Here is a 24,264-nt window from a genome sequence, read left to right on the forward strand (position 1 = left end):
TTCAGTAGACCTGTTAGAAATCATACTGCACGCCGACAGTAAAGTTGCGACCCACCTGCGGAATATTCGACAGGAAGGAAGTATGTGAATACACCTGATCATCGAGCAGGTTATTGGCCTTGAAATAAACTCGATAAGCATTGTTATCTGCAATGCTATTGGCATAACTCAGGCCAACATTCACCATATTGTAGCCTTGGGTTTCATCTTCATAGCTGGCGATTTTGTCCTGATTAAAGACATGATAATACTCAGCCAAACCTGACCAGCCATCGGCAAAGTCTGCTTCTACTTTGGTGCCTAAGCGACCTGCAGGTACACGTGGTGCATTTTCGCCTTCAATCTTGCCACGTACATAGTCCCCAAAGACGCTGAGCTTATACATATCATTGATCTGATACCCGGCTTGTGCTTCTGTACCATAGAATCTGGCTTTGTCCTGGGTATATTGCACGCCACGTAAATTACCTTTTTGCGCTACCGTTTCGCCATAGATATAATCATCAAACCAGTTGTGATAGACATGCACATGGTAATCCAGTTTATCCCCTTCATAATGCAGACCTAACTCGAGATTATTTGAAGTTTCTTTATCGAGATCAGGATTACCTAGTTCATAGGTATTGGTCGCAAAATGCAAGCCATCAGCATAGAGTTCTTGAGCTAAAGGCAAACGCTGCTGATGTGATCCCACTACAGAAAGTTTGTAGTCCGGTGCAAATTCCCAGTTGGCAGCAGCGGATGCAGAGACACCAGTCCCCGAATAATCTTTCTGATCCGAATCTACTTTCACTTTTTGATGATCGACACGCGCACCAAGTTCAACATGCACATCGCCAAGTTGTTTATGTTCCAAAGCAAATAAGCTGTATTTTTGAGTTCTTGTGTCCGGCATTACCACACCTGAACCATGAACATGATGTTCTTCATCGTCCTCATCGCCATCTTCATGATGGTCATGCTCTGATGCGGCAAGATTAATTTTTTGCTGTGAAATCTGGGTTCCAATCACCCCTTCCCAGCCTGCAACTGGCACGTGCACCAACTCTAAACGACCGTCATAACCTTTGCTTTTAAAGTTACTGATGACTTCATTTTCTTCTAGCTCATCATGTTCATAATCAGTGAAGCTGGCATGGGCACGTAATTTCTCAAAACCGGCAAAAGGTTGTTCCAGTTCGGTACGGACATCATAACGCTCAGACTTTAAATCTACCCAAGGACCCGCGGTTTCTTCATGATCGTGCTCATCTTCACCCGGTTTTGGACAGTGAAAATGATCGCCATGAATTTCACAGCCATGATATTCATGACTATGACCTGGCAAACCATACTGATCCTGACGGTTACTATAAGACAAACCAACAAAACCACGATCATGAATCCATGATCCGCCAATATTGACCGTTTGCCCTTCAGCAAAAGTATTGCCCACACGACGTTCTTTTTCTAATTCGTCATCATGCTCATGAAAATAATCAGGTGCAATATAATCATTGGCGTTACGCTTTGAGCCTTCTACACGCAAAGCAAAGTTTTCACCAATACCCGCTGTTACACCAGCACTTGCCAGTTTTTCATAACTGCCGCTGTTATAACGCAGGCCGACTGTACCTTCCAAACCATCTTCAGGCATTTGAGTTGGGATTTTTTGATCAGTGACATTCACCAACCCACCAACTGTACCGGCACCATAAAGCAAGGTCGATGGACCGCGAATCACTTCGACCTGTTTCGCCAGAATCGGATCAACGGTGACAGCATGGTCAGGAGACAAAGTGGATACATCCGCTGTTTCAGAAGCATGCTGCAACACTTTCAGACGTGGACCATCTTGACCACGAATCACAGGACGGCTTGAACCTGAACCATATTGATTAGAATAAACACCCAGCTCATCTGCCAAGGCATCCCCAATGGTGGTAGCACGTTCAGATAGCGCTTTCTGATCCACGACCTGATCTGCAACCGCGAAATCCGCCGCAGTCTGCACCAATGGATGAGCTTGCACCTGAATCGTGTCCATGGTCTGAACAGGGATAGAAGATGGGGATTGCTCTGCAAATACTGTAGGCGCAACTACAGCAAAAATTGACAATGTTATTAGATTCTTAGGGGAGGACATGACCGAAGCTCAAATTCAGTATTTTGGATGAATGTTATAATATAACATTTCATTATTTTTGCAATCCTTTACGATACTCAGTGCTATATTTTATTAGAATGTCCTTTGAATACTTTTGATTACATTAAAACATTGTCTTTATGCCCTTTACCTTATCGCATGCTGTGCTTGCTCCACCTATTTCATATTTGACTGGAAATAGACTTCCTGTTGCTGCGCTGGCAATTGGAAGCATGGTTCCCGATCTGCATCGCTTGTTTACTCATACTAATTCGAATATCACCCATTTATGGTCTTCTCTGATTCATCCAGATCTCTGGATTGGTTTGGCTTTTTGTGCCGTCTGGTACCTGATTTACCGGCCCGTGATTTACCGTTTCATCGGTATTCAGCATGATTTAAAGATTCACAATATCCTTTCAGCACTAAAATTCATCCTGGTGATGTGTCTGGCAGTCATCATTGGTACAGCTACCCATTTAATCTGGGATGGAATAACCCATGTCGATTTTCGAACTTTTGCCTTCCATGAAGTCTTAGCCCAACATTTTCAGTTGTTTGGACAAAGCTATCCGCTGCATCGGATTTTACAGATTGGCACCTCAGTGATTGTCTTGCCTCTTATCCTGTGGATGAGCCTGCATTATTATAAAACTCATCAGCAATATCTTACAGTCAGCCTAAAAATCAAATCGTTTGCCTGGGGCTTATTGCTCTTTTCTATATTCACCGGCCTATTTTCTGTCTGGGATTATGCGCGCTATATTTCTACTGAAGTCTGGCAATCAGACCTCTATTATTTTACTGGTCGCTCTATTAATGAATTTAGCCAAGGCTTTCTGATCACCTTTAGTCTGGGCTGTTTATTGTTTTTATTTTTAGATAGAGATCGCAGGATGGGTTAAACAAAGCACTGGCTTTGCCCCTATTCACTTTAAAATGATATTGTTTTGACCCAAGTTCTTGTGACAACATGCCCAAAGAGGCATAATCCTACCTTTACTCAAAGCGGTACGCTGTTTACGTATTCGCTGACCTTAACCCATATAGTTGGATTTCTAACGCTATGATGCGAACTCATTACTGCGGTTCTTTAACCGAAGCTCAAATTGACCAAACCGTAACATTATGCGGTTGGGTACACCGTCGCCGTGACCACGGTGGTGTAATCTTCCTTGACATGCGTGACCGTGATGGTCTTGTTCAAGTGGTTATTGACCCAGATACTCCTGAAGCATTCGCAACTGCTGATAAAGTACGTTCAGAATTTGTATTAAAAATTACAGGCCGTGTACGTCGCCGTTATGAAGGCACAGAAAATGCCAATATGGTGAGCGGTCAAATCGAAGTCTTGGGTAAAGAAATTGAAGTTCTTGCTCAGTCTGAAACTCCGCCATTCCCTTTGAATGACGAAAACACCAATATTTCTGAAGAAATTCGTTTGAAATACCGTTTCCTGGACATCCGTCGTCCAGAAATGCTAGATCGTTTACGCTTCCGTTCTAAGTTAACCAACCTGATTCGTAACTACTTCGAAGACAATGGCTTCCTAGACGTTGAAACACCAATTTTGACACGTGCGACTCCTGAAGGTGCGCGTGACTATTTAGTGCCAAGCCGTGTATCTAACGGTAGTTTCTACGCACTGCCACAATCTCCACAGCTATTCAAACAGTTGTTGATGGTGGGCGGTATTGATCGTTACTACCAAATTGCTAAATGTTTCCGTGACGAAGACTTACGTGCGGATCGTCAGCCAGAATTCACCCAAATCGACGTTGAAACATCGTTCATGAGTGACGATGACATCATGGATTTAATGGAAACTCTAACCGTTAAGATGTTCAAAGAACTTCTAAATGTTGAGTTTGATAAATTCCCACGCATGACCTACAACGATGCAATGCGTGACTATGCATCTGATAAACCGGATATGCGTATTCCTTTGAAATTGGTTGACGTTGCAGACTTGATGCAAGACGTTGAGTTCAAAGTATTCGCAGGCCCTGCTAAAGATCCTAAAGGTCGTATCGTTGCGCTTCGCGTACCGGGTGCTGGTTCACTTCCACGTAGCGCGATTGATGAATATACGAAGTTTGTAGGCATCTACGGTGCACGCGGTTTGGCTTACATCAAAGTCAACGAACTTGAAAAAGGTATCGAAGGTCTTCAATCTCCAATCGTGAAATTCATCGAGCCAATCGTGCTTGATCTATTGAAACGTGTTGGCGCTGAAAATGGCGACATCGTATTCTTCGGTGCAGACAAAGCGAAAGTTGTAAACGATGCCATGGGCGCGCTTCGTGTGAAGATCGGTCATGACATGAAACTTGCAACTTGCGAGTGGGCGCCACTTTGGGTGGTTGATTTCCCAATGTTCGAAGAAACTGATGATGGTAAATGGACCTCTGTGCATCACCCATTCACGCTGCCAAAATCTAGCGTAGAAGAAGTGAAGAACAACCCAGGCGCTGCTCTGTCTGTGGCTTACGATATGGTATTGAACGGTACTGAAATCGGTGGTGGTTCACTGCGTATTCACAACCTTGAAATGCAAAAAGCGATCTTTGAAGCGCTTGGTATTGGTGAAGAAGAAGCAGAAGAGAAATTCAGCTTCTTATTAAATGCATTACGTTATGGTGCTCCTCCGCATGGTGGTTTGGCATTTGGTCTTGACCGTCTTGTGATGCTCATGACTGGCGGTTCTTCTATTCGTGACGTGATTGCATTCCCGAAAACCAAGACTGCTGAATGTCCATTAACGCAAGCACCAGCACCAGTTGAATCAAACCAGCTGCGTGACCTTGGTATTCGCTTACGTGAAAAACCAAAAGCTGAATCTCAAGAATAATTCTTGACGTTTTAAGTGAAAAAGCCCTGCCTCGTGTGGGGCTTTTTTGTGTGATTGAGTCGCATCTGGAACAGTGGCATAATAGCCACAGTTTTTAATCTAAGGTAATTAGCAATGGCTATGCGTCCTGCAGTTCGTAATCGCAGCATTATGCTTATTGTATTTTCAGTGGTTCAATGGCTGTTCATGCGCTATATCCTTGCCAACAACCTGTTCAACCTCGATACCAATGACCGTATTGTGTATTTTTGCCTGAGCAGTATTTTAGGTGCCCTGCTGATTTTTGTGGGTTTGATTTATATGGTGCTGAAGGGCAATCCGGACAAAGACCTATAATCTGACCATCTAGATACCATGTACACCCTACTCAAAAATTTCTCCAAGCTTCCACTAAGATTCATTCAAAATCTTGCACAACTGGCTGGATCTCTTTTGTATTTCAGCCATTCTTCTGCACGCCGAGTGACTGAGATTAATCTGGCCTCTGCTTATCCTGAACTTTCCGAATCTGAACGAGCTGATTTGACCAAACGCAGTCTCAAAAGTCAGTGCATGACTTATGCGGAATCAGTCAAGATTTGGGGATCATCTTCTGAATACGCGCTGTCTTTAATTCAGGATATGCATGGCGAAGATATTTTCCTTCAGGCTTTGCAAAATCCTCAGGGCTGCTTGGCTGTGGTGCCTCATTTTGGTACTTGGGAGCTATTGAATGTATGGGTGAATCAACACACCTCCCCTGTGATTATGTATAAGCCCAGCAAGAATCAGGATGTTGACCGCTTTATGCTTGAAGCTCGGCAACGTCTGAATGCCACACTGGTCCCTACAGATGATTCTGGTGTACGTGCTTTATTTAAGCATTTAAAACAGGGAGGTTTTTCTGCAATTTTACCGGATCATGTGCCTAAAGAAAGTGGTGGTATCTACTCACTTTTCTACAATCAGAATGCGCTATCTTCTACCTTACTTTCCAAACTGGCAGCTAAAACACAATGTTCTGTAGTTGGGCTTAGTTGTTTAAGACGAGAGGATTTGTCTGGCTACGATATTTACGTGACTAAATTATCAAATGATATTGTATCTAAAGATTTACAACTGTCGGTCGATACCTTAAATAAAGAAATGGAGCGTATGATTAATGTCGCTCCAGAACAGTATTTGTGGGGATATAAAAGGTTTAGGAAGATTATTGGTAATAAAAATTATTATAAAATATAACGTCAATTTCTCCACAAACCAAAAGTTTTTAAAGTATTTTTAACCAAACGTACACCTAATATATAAGCATTAAATATTAAATTCGATATATTATTTTTCCTAACAATAGGCCCTTTATAACTAGCATAATGGTTAGAAAGCACCTTAGTATGAGATTGATCAACTAAAGCATTATAAACAAAACCTAGGTCTCTATCATAACGTTCAAATCTATGAGGATATTTATCCATAACACTATGAATAGCTTTAGTATATGCCACAGGCCCAGTTACAAATAGCACACCTCTTTTCCCATAGCTATGTAATTTATAATGCCATGGTCGATAACTCAAGATATTATTTACTACTGTATTTACCACTTCCTTCAAGAAAGGAGAATTAGCCTCAGAAATAATAAACCATTGCTGATACTCACCATTTTTAATACCTAATTTATGTGTTAACTCTTCAAACAATCCAGCCCCTTCATTTACTTCCCCTTCTTCATTCTGCCATTGTGTAATAATAAAATGTTCATTAGGTTTAATAACTTCATTTAGAGGATAAACACATGTACTTTTAATATCCAAGTACACTCCACCTTCTTTATATAAAACTAAGTATCTAAATAAATCTGCCTTAGCAGCACCATAAACAGGATTAATTTTCAAATAGGCTTGTAATGTACGCTCATCAAAATTAGATTGAATATATTTATAAATATCATCATCTGTATAGAATCGATATTCCCAATCTGTATTTCTAGTTTTTAATTGACCTACAATTTCAGCAATTTCTGTTGGTAACTTTTCAGTTCTATAAGTTTGATGAATAATTTTAGGTATAGCCATTATTTATACTCTTCCATAAATATCATCAAATCTAATAATATCATCCTCCCCAAGGTAACTACCTGATTGAACTTCAATTAATTCTAAAGGTAATTTACCTGGGTTTTCGAGTGCATGAACTTCACCCACAGGGATATACACTGACTGATTTTCAGTTAATAAAAATGTCTCTGCACCCTTAGATACTTTTGCTGTACCACTAACAACAATCCAATGTTCAGCACGGTGATGATGCATCTGCGTAGAAAGCTTTTGACCCGGCTTTACAGTAATACGTTTGACCTGATAGCGTTCAGATTGATCAATACAATCATATTTACCCCATGGACGATAAACTTCACGATGCGATGATATTTCACCTCGATCTTGTGATTTTAAATCATCAACAATCGCTTTAATTTCTTGAACTTGGTCCTTTGCAGCAATTAATATTGCATCCTGCGTATCAATAATGACCATATTATTTACACCAAGCAAAGAAACCAAGCGTTTTTCACTGTAGCAATAATTCTCACTAGATTTATTTGAAATAACATCACCTTGATAAACGTTACCTTGATGATCTTGCTCTGAAACCTCCCATAAGGCAGACCATGAACCAATATCACTCCACCCTGCATCAAGCTCAACTACAACAGCATTACTTGTTTTCTCCATCACAGCATAATCAATTGATTCTGACCTGCAATTTTTAAATTGATCGTGATCTATTCTAATAAAATCTTTATCATATTCAGTTTTAATCATTGATAGTCGGCAGTTATCTAATATATCAGTGCCATACTGCTCCAACTCATTCAAATAATGGTTCGCTTTAAAAACGAACATCCCACTATTCCACAAGTATTTTTTGGATTCTAAGTACAACTCAGCTGTCTCTCTATTCGGCTTTTCTACAAATTGCTGTATTTTAAAACCACACTCAAATTGTGTACCTTTTTCAATATATCCATACCCTGTTTCAGGCTGCAAAGGAACAATTCCAAAAGTCACCAATTTATTCTTTTCTGCTAAAGACACCGCATCTAAAATTGCATTTTCAAATACTGCAGTATCTTTTATCAAATGATCAGCAGCTAAAATCAACAGTATTTGATTTGGCTCAGTTTTCTCTAATAATAATGCAGCTAAGGCAATTGCTGGCGCTGTATTTTTACCTTCTGGTTCCAAAATTATTGTTGCATCGATCCCTATTTCACGCATTTGCTCTGCAGCGATAAAACGATGCTCTTCATTACATATTAGAATTGGCTGATCACATTCTAAATTTTTTAAACGCAATACCGTATTCTGCAATAATGTGTAATTCGTTGAGCCAAGTTTTAAAAATTGCTTAGGACTTTGTTTTCTAGATAATGGCCAAAGACGAGTTCCACTTCCACCCGCAAGAATCACTGGTCTAATTTTTTTTGACATTTAAAGCACCATTTTGCTGAATTTTAAAGATCTTTATTTTGTTTATTCATCTGCCAAAGCATCAAATATTTATCAAATGTATAACCCATTGATGCCAATGCTAAGAACAGACCATAAGCTCCACCAGCAAAGTCACCACGAATGATATATTCACGAATAAAAGAAAATATCGAACGGGATAATAATGCGATTAATGAAACACTTTTGTCGTGTTTGAATTTATCTTTTGCCCAATCATGGCTATAACGGACATTTTTAAGCAAGAAATGATGCAGGTCATCATTGGTTAAGTGTGGCAAAAAACCCTCTAGCTTCTGCATTGGTGCATTCTTTTGAGCCAAAGATTCATGTACTTCTAATGCCGAATACTGATAATGCACTCTTGAATATAAGCGTGCCAATTTATCTGTATAGAAGAAACGTTTTTGCACTTCGATACCACAGAATAAATTCACTCGGGCTAAACCGAAAACCTTATCTGTTTGTAATGGCTGTTCTAGAATTTGCGCAATTGACTCACGTAAAGGCTGCTCTAGACGCTCATCTGGATCCATGACCAAAACATAATCTTTTGTTGCATAGGTTTGAGCAAGTTGGCGTTGCTTACCAAAGCCTTGCCAGTCGGTATTTACAAACCATTTTGCACCGTAACGGTCTGCAATTTCTTTGCTATTATCGGTACTTCCAGAGTCAAGAATAACAATCTCATCAACAAGGTCATGAACCGTATCTAAACAATCTGCCAAATGACGAGATTCATTTTTTAAAATGATCACAAGCGATAGACTGGCTTGTTTATTTTTAAATACAATAGGTTTGAGCTCAGCATTATGAGCTTTGTACTCTAAAAATGTTTTTTCAGCTTCGTTATGATGTAAATCATACAAAATGGCATATTTATTAAAGGTATATTGGGTAAACAATAATGAATAAATAAAGCCATACGTACCTTTTAAAAATCGGCCATCTACCACATATTGCTTAAAGAATGCCCACCAAGCATGTAAGATAACCGACGGTATCGAGACGGTTCTACCACGCTGATAACGATCTATTGCCCAGGCATGTGCATATTGCAAACGCTTACTTAACCAAAACTCAGGTGTATCTGCTGTATGGTGCAGCATAAAACCTTTTAACGTTTCTTTTTGAGCACCATCAATCAGGACAGATTCATGTACTAAATTGTCATTATACTGAAACGTCTTTGGGTACAGGCGCCAATGTGCTTTAACGGCCCAATATTGATTGTCAATTTCATGTCCAAAAATACAGTCGATTCGCTTAATTCCATAGACTGTATTTTCAGGTTTAGCCTGAATCACCTGAAGAATGCTTGTCTTGAGTTCTTCAGTAATTTCTTCATCTGCATCTAAGGCGAGAATCCAATCACCTGTCGCATAACTTTGAGCAAGTTGACGTTGTTTACCAAAGCCTGGCCATTCTGTATTTACATACCATTGACCACCTGCTTCTTCCACCAATTGTTGACTCTGGTCTGTACTATCCGAGTCTAAAACAATAAGCTCATCAATCCATCCTTTCAACGCTGGTAAAGTAATCGCAAGATTTTTAGCTTCATTCTTAACCATCATTACCACAGATAAACGATACGGCCGTTCTAATGTGTTCAGTTTATCCATGATTACTGCCAAGCATCCTTAATCCACTGCGATGGCAACACATAACGGTACCATTTCCCACCACCACCATTCACTGCATCTGGCGGATTAATTTCACCATGGAATACAATAATTTTAGCACCTTCAGGTTTCACAGGCGGCTTAAAATAAGCCATCGGAATTTTTTGCAGGCAGTGATATTTGTAACTTTTACACCAGCTCTCTGGCCAGTAGCTCAGTTTCTTCTCTCGATCTACATACCAGGACAGATAAGCCTGTTCATTACGAAATTTTTGACGAATTTCATCAAAATGTTCACGGAAATAAGGCAAAAGCCCCGGGAAAGCACCCAACTTAAATCGGTAAACCGAACTGTTACCAGTAATACGCCACGGCCGTTTCCAGTCATGGATAATCAGGAAATCACCTGGATAAGTAAAGAACTCATCGATATTATCGACAATCACTACATCAAGATCGAGGAAAAGTGCATTGCCTTCTAAACCATAAAGATCAGGTTCAAAAGTAGATAGCTTGTTCCAGCCACGCTCAGGCGCACCTTCAGGCAATGCCAAAGGTGGAATAGGGAAACATTGTACTGCAGGATCAATGCCTTCAGTACGATCCGTCAGACAGACCATCTTAAAGTCGACTGTCGTATGTCGTTTAACCATATTGTATAAACGATTGACGTATTCCGAACCGTATTTGGTTCCCCATTTCATACAAATAACGATGTTACTCATTGCGTATGCCTAAGCTCATCTTAAAATCTTCTTGATGCTGAATATGATGACATAAGTTCGCTAAAATAAGTACATCAGTTAAAAAAAACCTCTCAAATGAGAGGTTTTTTCAATCAGTAAATTCTTAATTACTTCACATACGTTAACCAGTGTGCATATTTAGGATCTTTACCCTGAACTGCATCAAAATAAGCTTTCTGGATTTGTGTGGTGATTGGACCACGTACACCTTCACCAATCTGACGGTCATCGTATTCACGGATTGGTGTTACTTCTGCAGCAGTGCCGGTAAAGAATGCTTCATCTGCGATGTAGAACTCATCACGGGTAATACGGCGTTCAATTACGTCATAACCCAAGTCTTTAGCAATCGTAATAATCGTTTGACGGGTAATACCATCCAGCGCACCACCTGCGATATCAGGCGTATGAATCACGCCATCACGCACCAGGAATACGTTTTCGCCTGAACCTTGGCATACATAGCCTTGTGGGTCGAGCAGCATTGCTTCATCATAACCTGAATGCGCCACTTCCTGATGCGCAAGAATCGACAAGGTGTAGTTACCTGATGCTTTGGCCTTACACATGGTCACGTTCGGATGATGGTGGGTAAATGAAGACGTTTTTACGCGAATTCCCTTCGCCATCGCCTCTTCACCGAGGTAAGCACCCCAGCTCCATGCCGCAACTACGGCATGAATGGTATTGTCAGTTGCAGCGATACCGAGTTTTTCAGAACCAATAAAAATAATTGGACGTAAATAGCAAGACGCTAATTTGTTTTCACGAACAACATCAATTTGAGCCTGTTCTAATGCTGCTTGATCAAATGGAACTTTCATTTGATAAATTTTTGCAGAATTCAACAAGCGCTTCGTATGTTCTTTAAGACGGAAAATAGCCGTTCCATTCGGGGTTTCATAAGCTCGGACGCCTTCAAACACACCCATGCTGTAATGCAAAGTATGTGTTAATACGTGAGTTTTTGCCTCACGCCAGTCAACTAGTTGTCCATCTTGCCAAATGAAACCATCACGATCAGCCAAATTCATGCCACAAACTCCAATTTCTCACAATTATTCACTATCCAGTGCAAAGTCTGCACTTGGATCAATCAGTCTTTGCCATAACTTGCAAACGGTCATTCGGGTATCGTGCCAGTCGCTTGCAGACACTTGCATGGATTGATTTGCAAGGGCTAAGCGATGGCTCTCGGCGCGTTCACGGAGATAAGCTTGAATCAGAGCAGTCGCATCGTCGCTGGATAAGCAACCTGATTTTGCGGCATCCTCAAGAATTCGTACATTGTCGGAGAAATGGGCGAGATCTTTATTCGTCCCACTCCAAGCCAACACCGCATACTGTGCCATAAATTCGATGTCTACGATACCACCTGCATCTTGTTTTAAATGAAAAATACCATCTTTTTTTTGATCGGCGGAAGAACCGAGATGCTCCTTCATTTTCTGACGCATTTTCAGTACTTCTGCCCGTACATAATTTTCATCACGGGGCTGAATCAAAATATCCCGGCGTAAGACTTCGAACTTTTTTCGCAAGCTCATTTCACCCGCAATCGGACGGGCTCGCACCAGTGCCTGATGCTCCCATAGCCAGGCACTTTTGAACTGGTATTGTTCAAAGGCTTTTAAACTGGTCACCAAAAGCCCAGCTTCGCCCGATGGACGCAATCGGGTATCGACTTCATATACACGTCCATCCAAGGTTTGCGTGGTCATCAGTGACATAAACTTTTGTGCAACCCGCATGGCAAATTCAAAGCCACTGATCGGCTTAAGTCCATCGGTATCGGCCTGTTCACCCATATAGTGAATAAACACCAGATCCAGATCCGAGCCATAACCCAATTCAATTCCACCGACTTTACCATAACCAATGACTGCAAAAGCCGTATGCTCGACTGAACAGCGCTGCCCTTCTGCATCCAGTGGAAAACCATGCTTTTTTGCCACAATCTGATAGGCCAGATGCAGCGCTACATTCACTGATACTTCAGCAATATCGGTCAAGGCATCGGAAACTTTCATTAAAGGACTTTCAGCCAGCACATCACTGGCGGCAACGGCCAGAACATTAGATTTTTTAAACAGGCGCAAAACCCGCATCTGGTCTTCGACCTGGTCAATTTCAATCCGTAACAGTTGCTGGCGCAAGGAATCTTCCAGATCCTGACGTTTTGGCAATTCAAAATCCATCGACAGGAATTCATCCAGTAGCACCGGATAATGGGTCAGTTCTTCACAAATCCAGGGGCTGACCGTGGCCATCTTCACCAGTCGCTGTAACGCCCCTTTACTCTCAATTAACATCACCAGATATACCGTACGGCGCATTACTGATTCCACCAAGGGCATCAGTCGTACCAGTGCGGTCTGCGGATCCTCTGACTGTAAAACTGCTTCGATTAAATGTGGCCAAAAAGCTTTTAAACGCTGCACTGCTTTGGCTGGTAATTTTTTTAAGGCATGCCCATTCCAAAACTCATAGACAAGATTCTTTGCATTCTCGTCCAAAACTTCTTTGAGTTTCTTTTCCAACTGGGAAAAACTTTCAACCAAGGTGTCAGGACCATTTTCCTTGATTAAATGATCAAACTGATACATCACTTTGTCACGCTTTTCATTGAGATATGCCATAAAGCTGTCCCAATCCGCAAAACCAAGTGTGTCCGTTATACGCGCCCTTAACTCTGGCTCTGTCGGTAGTGATTGCGTTTGCTGATCATTCAGTGCCTGAATCGCGTGCTCAACCCGGCGCAGGAATAAATAGGCATTTTCCAGATCCTGCACCGCCTGTTCATCCAGCAACTCGGCATCATCCAGATGATTTAGATTCACCAGACACTGCCGATCCTGCAATTCAAGTTTGGCCCCGCCATAAATCAGCTGAAACACCTGCACGATAAATTCGACTTCGCGAATGCCACCGGCTCCGAGCTTGATATCATCTTCAATATTACGGCGCTGTACTTCGCGCTCGATCATGGCTTTCATTTCGCGCATGGCTTCAAAAGCGCTATAATCGACGTACTTGCGAAATACAAATGGACGGGTCATCTCCAGCAGCTCGTCGCCTTCTGGACTTGGATTGACAATACGCGCTTTAATCCAGGCATAACGTTCCCATTCACGCCCATGCTGGCTCAGATATTTTTCCAAGGCCGCATGGCTAATGGCCAGTGCCGAACCATCGCCCCAGGGACGCAGGCGCATATCCACCCGGAATACAAAACCATCCGCCGTGATCTGATCCAGCAAATGAATCAGTTTTTGTCCCCACAGGATGCAAAACTGCTGCACATCAATACATTTACGCCCATCGCTTTCACCCTGTTCGTCGAAGGCAAAAATCAGGTCAATATCACTGGAAAGATTGAGTTCTTGGGCGCCGAGTTTCCCCATGGCGATGACAATCAGATCCTGAACTTTTCCATTATAACCAATCGGCTGACCATACTTGGCAGCGACCGGAATACGGGCAAAATTTTTCGCTGCACAGATGCAGGCATCGGCAAAATCGGAGAGTTCTTGGGTGAGGGTAATGACATCGGTGAGTTGATTGGCATCCTGCCAGATCCAACGAAACATCAATCGAGCCCGCAAAATACGCATTGCGCGCATCCACGTTGCTTCATCGCTTATATTTAGGATGCAGTGCTGCACCAGCTGATCAACATATTCCCGACTGAGTGAGCCTTGAAACTGGTCAATTGCATAATCCTGTTCCAGTAGACTCTGGTGATTGGCCAATACCTGTTCGGCATATTGGCTGGCTCTTAAGGTTTTCTGCAATTGTGCCGCATTCATCACTCAACTCTTCCCCTGAAACATTCTGCTTAGTTATAGCAGGAGTTTTGTCTCAGTGGGAATGTTTTAGCTTGAAATTTACTTCTTTAAGATTGCTCGATATGTACATCTTCAAGCACCAGTGCCTGATGATCATTGGTGACCATCGGTAAATGCACGGTAAAGGTCGTACCCCGACCCTCTTTGGAATCTACAGCAATTTGACCATGGTTCAGGTCAATAAAGCGCTTGCAGAGTACCAGACCCAAACCTGCCCCTTTCTCTTCAGCTGTGCCTCTGACACTCACGCCCAAAGTCGGTTTAAACAGATTCTGCATTTGTTCTTCAGTCATGCCCAAGCCAGTATCCTGAATCGTAATCTTGACCTGCTCGCCTTCCATCTCTGCATCCAGAATTACTTTCCCACCTTGATTCACCGGGGTAAATTTCAACGCATTCGACACCAAGTTCTGCAAGACAGAGGTAATCATGTTGATATCCGCATGTACCTTAATATCTTCAGGAATATTATCGACCAGTTCGATCTTTTTATTTAAGGCCAGACTTTTCAGAACGCTACACACAATCTTGCTAGATTGTTTCAATTCATAATTGATCGGATGATAAACAAAGCGTCCACCCTCTGCCATCGCCCAAGTCAAAAGGCTTTCCAGCAGGTTATAGGTCGATTGTGCATTATCATATAAATAATCCGCGATGCTCTGAATACTGGATTCATCCAGTGTGTCACGTTCCTGTGCTAGTACTTCGGAAAAGCCAAGCAAGCCGTGAAATGGCGCACGCAGATCATGCGCAATAATCTGGAAAAATTTAGTTTTACTGAAATTTTGTGCGCATTGCTGCTCGTATAATTCTTTCAGTTCAGTATATTCTTGATTGAGCTGAATTCGAATCACTAAACTTTCAGCAAATTGTTTGATGGTGGCAATATCGTCCTGATCAAACAATTCAGTCTGATCATCAAAGAAAACGACCTGTCCAAAAGACACACCGCTACTGGATTTTAAATTAAAGGCGACTAATCTCTGATGCGCTACACCGAGATCTTTTACATAATTTGACAGTTCTGAATAAGCAGGATGCGTCTGGTCGATAACATCTGCGTGTTGCAGATACGTAGGCAGATTCACTTCCTGCGGAGCGTGCAAGGCCCGAAAACCGCGCGGACAGCTGTACCAGATATATGGTTCCGTATGGAAGCCGATAATACTGGTTTTAACGTTTAAAACTTTACGGGCGATCTTACAAAAGGTGTCTAATAGGTTGTTAGAGGTATAGACACCTAAAATGAGAGATATACGGCACGAGCTTAATTGCTCCGTATTCTGACCGACCTCTAGCAGTTTTAGTTCCATGTCTGCCTCTCTGAATGTTTATGGAATAAAGAAAACACAGCCGACCAAATTCATACAATCAATAACAAAGATTCTATATTTACTCAACGATGAAAACCCACCTCTAGGTTAAAGGATTTGTTAACCTGTTTCTATCCAGATACATTCTTAACTGCAAGGTACTGATATTTAATTGATTAAGAATAACTTGAAAATTTACTATTCTAAAAAAACCTACATAAGTATTTGAAATTAATATATCTCACCTAAAATAAGCATGTTTATTTGTATTTACTGTAACACAGTACTGAATAAAAAATACCCACCATCGCTTTTTACTCTATTTAGAGTAAAAGCTAATGATTTTTCAACTATATAGTTTGACCTTATGATTAAAAATAGATTTTATATCAGGCTTCATCTACCTAATAATGCTCAGAATTAATTTTTAATTTTTTAAAATATCTTAACAATTCCAATGTAAGAAATATTTAAATATCAGCATTTCAACTAAAAACAGACCCAAAAAACCACTGAGAATTGTAAAGAACTTACATTCATTAACAAATTAATTGCGAAAATTTTGTGTTTTTTTATCCTCAGTGCAGTTTTAGAAGCTGGAATAGAAATATTAAGATAGATCACTTATAAACTATGCATATCCAAGTCAAGCCAACGGGATTAAAACAGCTATAAAAAAAGCGGCCTAAAAGACCGCTTTTTTACATGGCTACTTAATTGTCAGAAATCAAGGCCACTTGCTGTACATAGTTAAACAGCTTTAATTTAGAAGCATTTACTTCTTCTTCAGGTGCTTGATTCTTTAAATCACGGTGTACCCGAAGATAATGTTGACGTAAGGTATGACGCTCTGTCGCATTATAGGTTTTGGTAAATTCATTGATGGCCGGATCTCCATCTTTGACAATTCGATCCACCCAACGCTGTAATTGAGCTGTCTTTTTAAGACCTTGTTTCGGTGTTAAATAAGACAAAATTACCGTTTCATTTTCATTGCGTAGTAATTTACCAATCCGTGAAAATTGACGACGACGTGCTTCATGTGAACTAATTGCCTGTACATCAAGCAAGGCGTCAATCAAACGCTCATCTACAGGTAGGTTTTTAATTTGTTTAGCGCTCAGCTCTGCAAGCTGCGCACCTAAAGCAGCCATACGCTGGACTGCTTTTTTCTGTTCGGTCTTACTTGCGCGTCCCTCTAAAGAATCAAAATCTTCTTCAGTTAAACTGTTCGGTCGACGTGCCACGATTAATCTGCCTCATAAAATTTTGCTGCAAATAGTGCCTGAATTTCAGATAAGGCTTTTTCCTCATCTGCTCCTTCAATCACTAAGCGTAAAGTTGTTCCTTTGCCTGCACCAAGCATGAGCAATGACATGATATTTTTGGCATCTACCAATTTTTCAGCCTTGCCAATCTGGATACTGGAACGAAATTTGGTGGTAACTTCTATCAGTTTACCAGATGCGCGTGCATGTAAACCCAGTTTATTAATTACGTCAACTGTCGTATCAATCATGACCAGTGCTTCATTTCTCGATGGAGGACTTGAATAGACCATTTTGCCTCAAGGGCTTTTTTTAGTCTATCCACAATATAAACAGAACGATGCTGACCACCGGTACAGCCTATCGACACGGTCATATAATGACGGTGTCCTTCGGCAAAGGTCGGCAACCACTTGTCCAGAAAATGATACAGATCATTGAACATGTCCTCGACCTGATCGCTCTTTTGTAAAAACGCCTGCACCGGCTGATCTAGTCCTGAAAATTTGCGCAGTTCCAGTTCCCAATGCGGATTCGGCAAATGCCGGACATCAAAGACATAATCGGCATCCAGTGGAATGCCATGCTTATAACCAAAGGATTGCAGAATCAGGATCAGGTTATCGGCCTGTCCAAGCTTGGACAACAAAGTATGTTTCAGATCATGCACGCTTTTATCGGTGGTATCGATATGCACCGTAGAACGCAACTGAATCGGCATCAACAGGATTTTTTCTTCCTGTATACACTGATTCAGGCTTTTAAAGCGTGATGCTAGAGGATGCGGCCGACGCGAAGCACTAAAGCGGGCAATCAGCTCCTGATCCTGCGTGGTCAGATAAATAATATCGACCGAACCATGCTGTTGCAGTTGCTCAAATACATGATCAAATTCTTGTAAATCTGCCCGGGTACTGCGCACATCGACGCCCAGTGCCAGCTGTTCCAGATTATTTTCACTGTCCAGTTTTGCCACGATTTCGGGAAGCAATGCCAAAGGCAAATTATCAATACAGTAATAACCCAGATCTTCAAGCACCTGTAATGCAGATGATTTACCCGAACCAGATTGTCCTGTGACAATTAAAATGCGCTTCATGCATGCTACCCTTTCATCTTAGCCGGCAGTGTATTTAACCTGCAGGTTATCGATCAGACGTGTATTCCCCAGCTTTGCAGCTATAAATAACACAAGATCTTGATTAAACGTATGAATTTTTTGTAATTCTGGCGTGCGGGCTTCAACATAATCAACAACGAAACCGGCATCGGTTAGGCTCTGACGAATTTCGGCCAATACCGTATCCAGTTCCACGCCTGCATGTAATTGCTGTTCAGCCCGTTGCAAGCTTTGATAAATGACCGGTGCGATTGCACGATGCTCTTCGCTTAAATAACCATTGCGCGAACTTAAAGCCAGGCCATCTTCTGCACGGGCAATCGGTACACCAATCACTTCCAGTGGAATATTCAGGTCTTGTACAAACTGACGAATCACCGCCAATTGCTGATAATCTTTCTGGCCAAAGAAGGCGTAATTCGGCTGTACGATATTAAACAATTTAGTGACCACCACCGCCACGCCATCAAAATGGCCAGGACGCTGCAAACCGCATAAATCATTGGTAATGTCAGAAACACTAATATTGGTCAGACGCGGTTTTTTACCATACATTTGCTCAACCGTCGGCGCAAACACGATGTCACAACCAACTTCTGCCAAAAGCTGCTGGTCCTGCTCAAGCGTGCGCGGATAGCTGTCAAAATCTTCATTGGGTCCAAACTGGATTGGATTGACAAAGATACTGACCACCACTACATCACACAACTTACGCGCTTCACGCACCAGATTTAAATGTCCCTGATGCAGATTGCCCATAGTCGGTACAAAACCGATAATCTTGCGACTGGTACGCGCCGGATTTAATGATGCCGCTAAGCCCTGAATGGTGGTTTCTGTTTTCATCTTACAATTCAACCTGAAAAGTTTGTTCTGGTGCCGGGAAAGATCCATCTAAAACTGCAGCATGGTAGGCTTTAAAAGCATCCAGAATGGCTGTCGCACCCGATTGTTCTTGCATAAAATTACGTACAAATTTTGCGGTATGTCCAAAAGTCAAACCGAGCATGTCCTGAACCACCAATACCTGACCATCTGTAGCTGCACCTGCACCAATGCCAATGACCGGAATCTGCGGAAACAGTTCGGTGATTTCCTGGCCAAGCTGTGCTGGTACGCATTCAAGTAGCAATAGTGCAGCACCCGCCTCGACCACTGCCTTACAGTCCGCAATGAGCTGATCGGCCGCTTCACGGGTACGGGCTTGCAGTTTATAACCGCCAAAGACATGTACCGACTGCGGAGTAAGACCCAAATGCACACACACCGGAATACCGTTACGGGTCAGCACTTGCACGGTTTCTGCCAACCATGCACCGCCTTCCATCTTGACCATTTGCGCGCCAGCCTGCATCACGGTTTTCGAACTTTGCAAGGCATCATTCAAGGTAGCATAGCTCATAAATGGCAAGTCAGTCATGATAAAGGCATGCTGGTTACCACGGCGTACCGCAGCCGTATGATAGGCCATATCTGCAACCGTGACCGGCAAAGTCGAATCACGCCCCTGAATTGACATTCCCAGAGAATCGCCAATTAAAATGCTGTCCACTTCGGCAATTTCCATGGCTTTGGCCATACTGGCATCATAGCAAGTCAGACATGAAAATTTGCGTCCATCTGCTTTAAAGCGTCTTAAATCACTCAGACTGACCATGAAAATGTTCCTCTATGCTTGAAAATTCTGACGAAGCTACCATCACTTAAAAATTAAATATTTGCCCAGTTGCTGTCGTCGAGTACCGTGAGGGTCGACTGTTTGACGATGTCCAGGTCTTTTAATCTGTGTCCATGAACCTGTATTTCAGGATCAATATCCAGAAGTGGAATCAGGACAAAATCACGCTCTAATACCCCGACATGCGGCACAGTTAAGCGTTCATTGTGAATCTGTTCATTGCCGTAGATCAGCAAGTCCAGATCCAGTGTACGTTCGCCCCAATGACGTAAACGTACCCGACCTGCGTCCTGCTCAAAGGCTTGCAAACGATCCAGCAGGCTTAAAGCGGCCAGATCGGTATTTAACTGCACCACTGCATTCAGATAGTTCGGCTGATCCTGTGGTCCCATCGGTGGACTTTGATACAGATGCGAAGTTTTCACCTGCCCCAAGGTCGCCAGTTTCTGTACAGCTTCTGCCAGAATCTGGCGTGAATCACCTAGGTTACTGCCCAAGCCAATATACGTCACGATCATTGTGTTGGTCCAAACACCACTTGGCTCAGATCACGTTTTACCCGCTTACGTTTCATAATCGGATGATCTGCGCCAATTTCACCGCTGGCACTGGCTGCCACATGCGACAGAGGTTTTACCTTGTCTTCAAACTTGGCTTTACGCACCCGACGATTGCGTGGTTCAGGTTCATTCACTAACGGCTCAATCTCGACGAGATCTTGCTGTTGGGTCAGTTTCTGTTCCAGATGTTCTTCCTGACTGACCTTGCGACGGCTCTTGGCACGCTGACGGTTATACTGGCTAATGGCCCTTTCTTTCTCGTCACCGCTCATTTGCTGGTAAGCATCCCACCAGCTGCCCATGCCTTGGGCAGTCGCATCACCTGATTTTTCACGCAGCAGCAAAAAGTCAAAGCCGGCACGGAAACGCGCGTGGCTGGACAAAGCCTCGATTTGCTGTGGTTTTGGATTCAACAAACGGGTTTGCATTTCCCAGACTTCACGAATAAAGGTTTCCGCAAAGCGTGGAATAATAGTGCGAGTCGCCTGACGTTTTAACACATCCAGACCGGCTTGGGCACGGACTTCGGCCGCTACCACGCCTTTATTCAAATAAAATTCACAACGCTCGAGGAATGGCTGCCATAACAATACCGCATAGAAAAATGCCGGGTTGATGGTCTTGCCAATCGAAATACGCTGATCGGTATTTTTCGCAGCACGTTCCATAAACGGCGTAATTTCAGGCTTGATATCTGCAAATAACTGCTGCCAGATCCCGAAATCGATCAGCATGGGCAAGACACGATTCAGGTGTCCCATGGTGAACAGCTTCTGTGATTCATCATAAAGTCGATGTGGAGAAACATCACGCAGCAACTGGGTCATTTCCGGCGTAAAGACATCCAGAATCGCTTCATCAATATTAAAGTTCAGCTTGGCGGCAAAACGTAAGGTTCGCAGCATCCGCACCGGATCTTCTTCAAATCTTAAAGCCGGATCACCAAGTAAGCGTAAGGTTTTGCTGTGGATATCATCCACTGCATTACAGAAATCCAGCACAATACCTTTACGCGGCTGGTAGTACATTGCATTGATGGAAAAATCACGACGGGCAAAATCCTGCTCGATGCTGCCCCAATTGTTGTCACGCAGAATCATCCCCGCGGCCGAGGTCACTGCTTTTTTTGGTGGGGCACGGAAGGTTGCCACTTCAACCAGTTCCCGCCCTGAATAGACATGCGCCAGTTCGAAACGTCGTCCGATAATCCGACAACGTCGTCCAAAAACTTCCTTGACCTGAGTCGGGGTTGCATTGGTGACTGCATCGAAATCTTTAGGATTCAAACCTAACATCAGATCTCGAACACCACCACCCACGATATAAGCTTCATAGCCTGCCTTGTTTAAGGCATCAATCACATCGAGAATATAAGAAGGTAATTGAGCGGTTGATAAACCACATTTTGACGCGCGCAAAGTTTGCAAAAGACGCTGTCTCCTACGTCTGAACGTAAAATTCTAAGATGACGCTAATCATATCGCTTACACGCCTAAAGGGCAATTTGATTATGTCAATCCTGCGAGTCAAATCAATCAGCTAGTCATGATCCATGCTGTCGCCTTACAAGGCCAATTTAGCCTTGTTTTTGGCAAACAATGCCGGTCCAATGCCTTTGACCAGCTGGATCTCTTCAATGCTTTTGAATTTTCCGTTTTTTTGCCGATGTTCAATAATGGCTTCAGCCTTTTTTTGACCAATACCATTTAGCTGCTGTAATTGCTCCACAGTTGCATTATTCAAACTGATTTTATCAGCAGCAGAAGATGCCGATAATGCAGGCTTCGCCAGATAGTGATTGCTTTCTGATGAAGCCGTGGAGGCAGCTTTTTTCTTCAGGCGAGCGTCATGTTGCTGTTGCTGGGTCTTCCATTCCATATAATCGGTCGCAGTTGCATGCACAGTCCCGATAGAAATAAAGCCCAGCCAGCAACTCAGAAGGAGATTAATCCACGTCGGATCGATTCGATAAGGTATTTTTTTCATGTGCTGCTCTTTGTTTTAATTCTAATTTAGCCTGTTCCCAGAGCTGATCAAGTTCAGCCAGTGACAGTTTTTCCAGGTCTAATTGCTGTAATTGTTCCTGATCTTCCATTAAGGCAAAGCGGGTCCGGAATTTATAGATTGTCCCCAATAATGCCATCTCGCTGGAGATGCCAAGTTTACGTCCAAAATTGACCAGAGAAAATAAGCAGTCACCAAATTCTTCCTGTATTTCATCGGAATTTTGTCCGGCTACCGCTGCTTTTAATTCAGCCAGTTCTTCTTCCAGCTTGGCATAAGCACCCGCCATGTCGGGAAAATCAAACCCGATTTTGGCGACATTTTTTTGAATTTCATCGGCCTGCACCAAAGCAGATGCATGTTTAATATCATCCAGGCGTGAACGCGACTTACCCTGTTTTTCTTGCTGTTTGATTTCTTTCCATAGCTCAGACACATCTTCTGGGCTGAGCTGCGCAAACTGTTCAGCTTGAAACACATGTGGATGACGGCGAACCAGTTTATCGGTAATGGCCTGTACAACATCCTGAAAATCGAAAGCCCCCTGCTCACTGTACATTTGCGACTGGAACACTACCTGTAACAGCAAATCACCCAGCTCATCGCGGACATCGTCGACTTTTCCAGAGCGGACTGCCGCTTCGACTTCGTAAGCTTCCTCAATGGCATATTTGGTCAGAGATTCGGGGGTCTGTTGCTGATCCCATGGACATTTTTCACGTAATTCGCGCATGACCTGGAGTAATTGTTCCATGTTTAAAAACCTCTTTTTTTTTACCAAATAGTCGCGTCAATCTGCCAGTTTCTTGTTATGCTCAAAAAAAAGACAATAAGGAGATCAGGCACATGCACAGTATATTGATTAGCGGTGCAGCACAAGGAATTGGTGCCGCGACGGCCGCCCTATTTTACCAGCACGGCTACAAGGTAGGCATTTATGATGTTCAGGTGGAGCAGGCAGAACAACTGGCCCAGCAACTGGGCGAACATGCCAAAGCCGGTTTTCTCGATGTGGCTGACTATACTTCCTGGAAAACAGCTTTAGCCGAATTTTCAGCTTGGGCAGGTGAAATCAATATTCTGGTCAATAATGCCGGGATTTTATATTCAGGCCCTTTTGAAGAAACTGATATTACGGCACATCATCGGACTCTGGATATTAATGTTAAAGGAGTCATGAACGGCTGTCATGCCGCTTTCCCTTATTTAAAAGAGTCTGCATTTGCCCGCATCATTAATCTATCTTCAGCTTCGGCGATTTATGGCCAGGCCGATTTAAGCAGTTATTCCACCAGCAAGTTTGCAGTGCGTGGCCTGACTGAAAGTCTGGATATTGAGTGGCAACCCTATGGGATTCGAGTCTTGGATGTCATGCCACTTTTCGTTAATACGGCCATGGTCAAAGATATGCAGTCAGAAAGTATTAAAAAAATGGGCGTGCATTTAAAAGCAGAAGATGTTGCACGAGATATTCTGAAACTGGCACAGCTCAAAGATTCAATATGGCAGGCAACGCATCATTCGGTCGGATTCAAAAGCCAGTTTTTATTTCATTTATCGCGGATGAGTCCACAATTTGTGAATCGGCTGAGTAATCTGATCATTTCTAGAAAATAAAAAATATTCGGGTTCATTCTG

22 protein-coding genes are annotated in these 24,264 nt (G+C 42.6%); 5 read left to right on the forward strand and 17 right to left on the reverse strand.

Annotated elements, in window-relative coordinates:
* Nucleotides 1–13: 13 nt before the first annotated feature.
* Nucleotides 14–2,125, reverse strand: coding sequence for a zinc piracy TonB-dependent receptor ZnuD (znuD, locus tag ACTL4S_RS00275; protein WP_441298512.1), 2,112 nt, complete (start codon nt 2,123–2,125; stop codon nt 14–16).
* 140 nt (nt 2,126–2,265) lie between these two features.
* Between znuD and ACTL4S_RS00280 the strand changes: the two genes are divergently transcribed.
* The 4 genes from ACTL4S_RS00280 to ACTL4S_RS00295 all read left to right on the forward strand — a co-directional run bounded on the left by ACTL4S_RS00280 (nt 2,266) and on the right by ACTL4S_RS00295 (nt 6,197).
* Nucleotides 2,266–3,030, forward strand: a complete 765-nt coding sequence (locus ACTL4S_RS00280) for a DUF4184 family protein (protein ID WP_441298513.1) — start codon at nt 2,266–2,268, stop codon at nt 3,028–3,030.
* Between the two features lie 161 nt (nt 3,031–3,191).
* On the forward strand, nt 3,192–4,976 hold the full coding sequence (aspS, locus tag ACTL4S_RS00285; RefSeq protein ID WP_005107847.1) for an aspartate--tRNA ligase: 1,785 nt from the start codon (nt 3,192–3,194) through the stop codon (nt 4,974–4,976).
* 114 nt (nt 4,977–5,090) lie between these two features.
* Complete coding sequence (locus ACTL4S_RS00290) at nt 5,091–5,312, forward strand: hypothetical protein (RefSeq protein WP_004278319.1); 222 nt, start codon at nt 5,091–5,093, stop codon at nt 5,310–5,312.
* 18 nt (nt 5,313–5,330) lie between these two features.
* Nucleotides 5,331–6,197: a lysophospholipid acyltransferase family protein gene (locus ACTL4S_RS00295; protein ID WP_441298514.1), complete on the forward strand. Its 867-nt coding sequence runs from the start codon at nt 5,331–5,333 to the stop codon at nt 6,195–6,197.
* 2 nt (nt 6,198–6,199) lie between these two features.
* Here the strand turns inward: ACTL4S_RS00295 and ACTL4S_RS00300 are convergent, their stop codons facing one another.
* From ACTL4S_RS00300 to mazG, 16 genes are all read right to left on the reverse strand, one after another.
* Nucleotides 6,200–7,027 (reverse strand): glycosyltransferase family 32 protein, encoded by an 828-nt coding sequence (locus ACTL4S_RS00300; RefSeq protein ID WP_100534596.1) that lies wholly within the window; start codon nt 7,025–7,027, stop codon nt 6,200–6,202.
* A gap of 3 nt (nt 7,028–7,030) precedes the next feature.
* Nucleotides 7,031–8,443 (reverse strand): mannose-1-phosphate guanylyltransferase/mannose-6-phosphate isomerase, encoded by a 1,413-nt coding sequence (locus ACTL4S_RS00305; RefSeq protein WP_441298515.1) that lies wholly within the window; start codon nt 8,441–8,443, stop codon nt 7,031–7,033.
* 23 nt (nt 8,444–8,466) lie between these two features.
* Complete coding sequence (locus ACTL4S_RS00310) at nt 8,467–10,086, reverse strand: glycosyltransferase family 2 protein (RefSeq protein WP_441298516.1); 1,620 nt, start codon at nt 10,084–10,086, stop codon at nt 8,467–8,469.
* 2 nt (nt 10,087–10,088) lie between these two features.
* Complete coding sequence (locus ACTL4S_RS00315; RefSeq protein ID WP_064094758.1) at nt 10,089–10,811, reverse strand: hypothetical protein; 723 nt, start codon at nt 10,809–10,811, stop codon at nt 10,089–10,091.
* 128 nt (nt 10,812–10,939) lie between these two features.
* Nucleotides 10,940–11,866: a branched-chain amino acid transaminase gene (locus tag ACTL4S_RS00320; protein ID WP_004278329.1), complete on the reverse strand. Its 927-nt coding sequence runs from the start codon at nt 11,864–11,866 to the stop codon at nt 10,940–10,942.
* A 24-nt stretch (nt 11,867–11,890) separates the two neighbouring features.
* A complete protein-coding gene (gene glnE, locus ACTL4S_RS00325; protein ID WP_441298517.1) occupies nt 11,891–14,641 on the reverse strand; it encodes a bifunctional [glutamate--ammonia ligase]-adenylyl-L-tyrosine phosphorylase/[glutamate--ammonia-ligase] adenylyltransferase in 2,751 nt (916 codons plus the stop codon).
* An 86-nt stretch (nt 14,642–14,727) separates the two neighbouring features.
* Nucleotides 14,728–15,996, reverse strand: a complete 1,269-nt coding sequence (locus tag ACTL4S_RS00330; RefSeq protein WP_441298518.1) for a sensor histidine kinase — start codon at nt 15,994–15,996, stop codon at nt 14,728–14,730.
* Nucleotides 15,997–16,709: 713 nt separating this feature from the next.
* Nucleotides 16,710–17,243 (reverse strand): ribosome biogenesis factor YjgA, encoded by a 534-nt coding sequence (yjgA, locus tag ACTL4S_RS00335; protein WP_004278333.1) that lies wholly within the window; start codon nt 17,241–17,243, stop codon nt 16,710–16,712.
* Between the two features lie 2 nt (nt 17,244–17,245).
* Nucleotides 17,246–17,515 carry an HPr family phosphocarrier protein gene (locus tag ACTL4S_RS00340; RefSeq protein WP_191112197.1) on the reverse strand — a complete coding sequence of 90 codons (270 nt, stop codon included), beginning with the start codon at nt 17,513–17,515 and terminating at the stop codon, nt 17,246–17,248.
* Nucleotides 17,512–18,363 (reverse strand): RNase adapter RapZ, encoded by an 852-nt coding sequence (gene rapZ, locus ACTL4S_RS00345; RefSeq protein ID WP_004278335.1) that lies wholly within the window; start codon nt 18,361–18,363, stop codon nt 17,512–17,514. Before rapZ ends, ACTL4S_RS00340 begins: the two co-directional genes overlap by 4 nt.
* Nucleotides 18,364–18,381: 18 nt before the next feature.
* Entirely contained in the window at nt 18,382–19,230 is an 849-nt protein-coding gene (gene panC, locus ACTL4S_RS00350; protein ID WP_005107864.1) for a pantoate--beta-alanine ligase, read from the reverse strand.
* 1 nt (nt 19,231) lies between these two features.
* Entirely contained in the window at nt 19,232–20,041 is an 810-nt protein-coding gene (panB, locus tag ACTL4S_RS00355) for a 3-methyl-2-oxobutanoate hydroxymethyltransferase (RefSeq protein ID WP_004278337.1), read from the reverse strand.
* Nucleotides 20,042–20,094: 53 nt separating this feature from the next.
* Complete coding sequence (gene folK, locus ACTL4S_RS00360; RefSeq protein WP_005245998.1) at nt 20,095–20,580, reverse strand: 2-amino-4-hydroxy-6-hydroxymethyldihydropteridine diphosphokinase; 486 nt, start codon at nt 20,578–20,580, stop codon at nt 20,095–20,097.
* Nucleotides 20,577–22,049, reverse strand: coding sequence for a polynucleotide adenylyltransferase PcnB (gene pcnB, locus ACTL4S_RS00365; protein ID WP_441298519.1), 1,473 nt, complete (start codon nt 22,047–22,049; stop codon nt 20,577–20,579). The genes folK and pcnB overlap by 4 nt, the downstream gene beginning before the upstream one ends.
* A 136-nt stretch (nt 22,050–22,185) precedes the next feature.
* Complete coding sequence (locus ACTL4S_RS00370) at nt 22,186–22,608, reverse strand: ComEA family DNA-binding protein (RefSeq protein WP_441298520.1); 423 nt, start codon at nt 22,606–22,608, stop codon at nt 22,186–22,188.
* On the reverse strand, nt 22,568–23,380 hold the full coding sequence (gene mazG / locus ACTL4S_RS00375; RefSeq protein ID WP_441298521.1) for a nucleoside triphosphate pyrophosphohydrolase: 813 nt from the start codon (nt 23,378–23,380) through the stop codon (nt 22,568–22,570). Before mazG ends, ACTL4S_RS00370 begins: the two co-directional genes overlap by 41 nt.
* Before the next feature lie 92 nt (nt 23,381–23,472).
* On the opposite strand from mazG, the gene ACTL4S_RS00380 reads away from it, so the two are divergent.
* Nucleotides 23,473–24,243: an SDR family oxidoreductase gene (locus ACTL4S_RS00380; RefSeq protein WP_441298522.1), complete on the forward strand. Its 771-nt coding sequence runs from the start codon at nt 23,473–23,475 to the stop codon at nt 24,241–24,243.
* Nucleotides 24,244–24,264: the final 21 nt, after the last annotated feature.

It is taken from the genome of Acinetobacter lwoffii (assembly GCF_052078135.1).
GTDB classification, from domain to species: domain Bacteria; phylum Pseudomonadota; class Gammaproteobacteria; order Pseudomonadales; family Moraxellaceae; genus Acinetobacter; species Acinetobacter lwoffii_Z.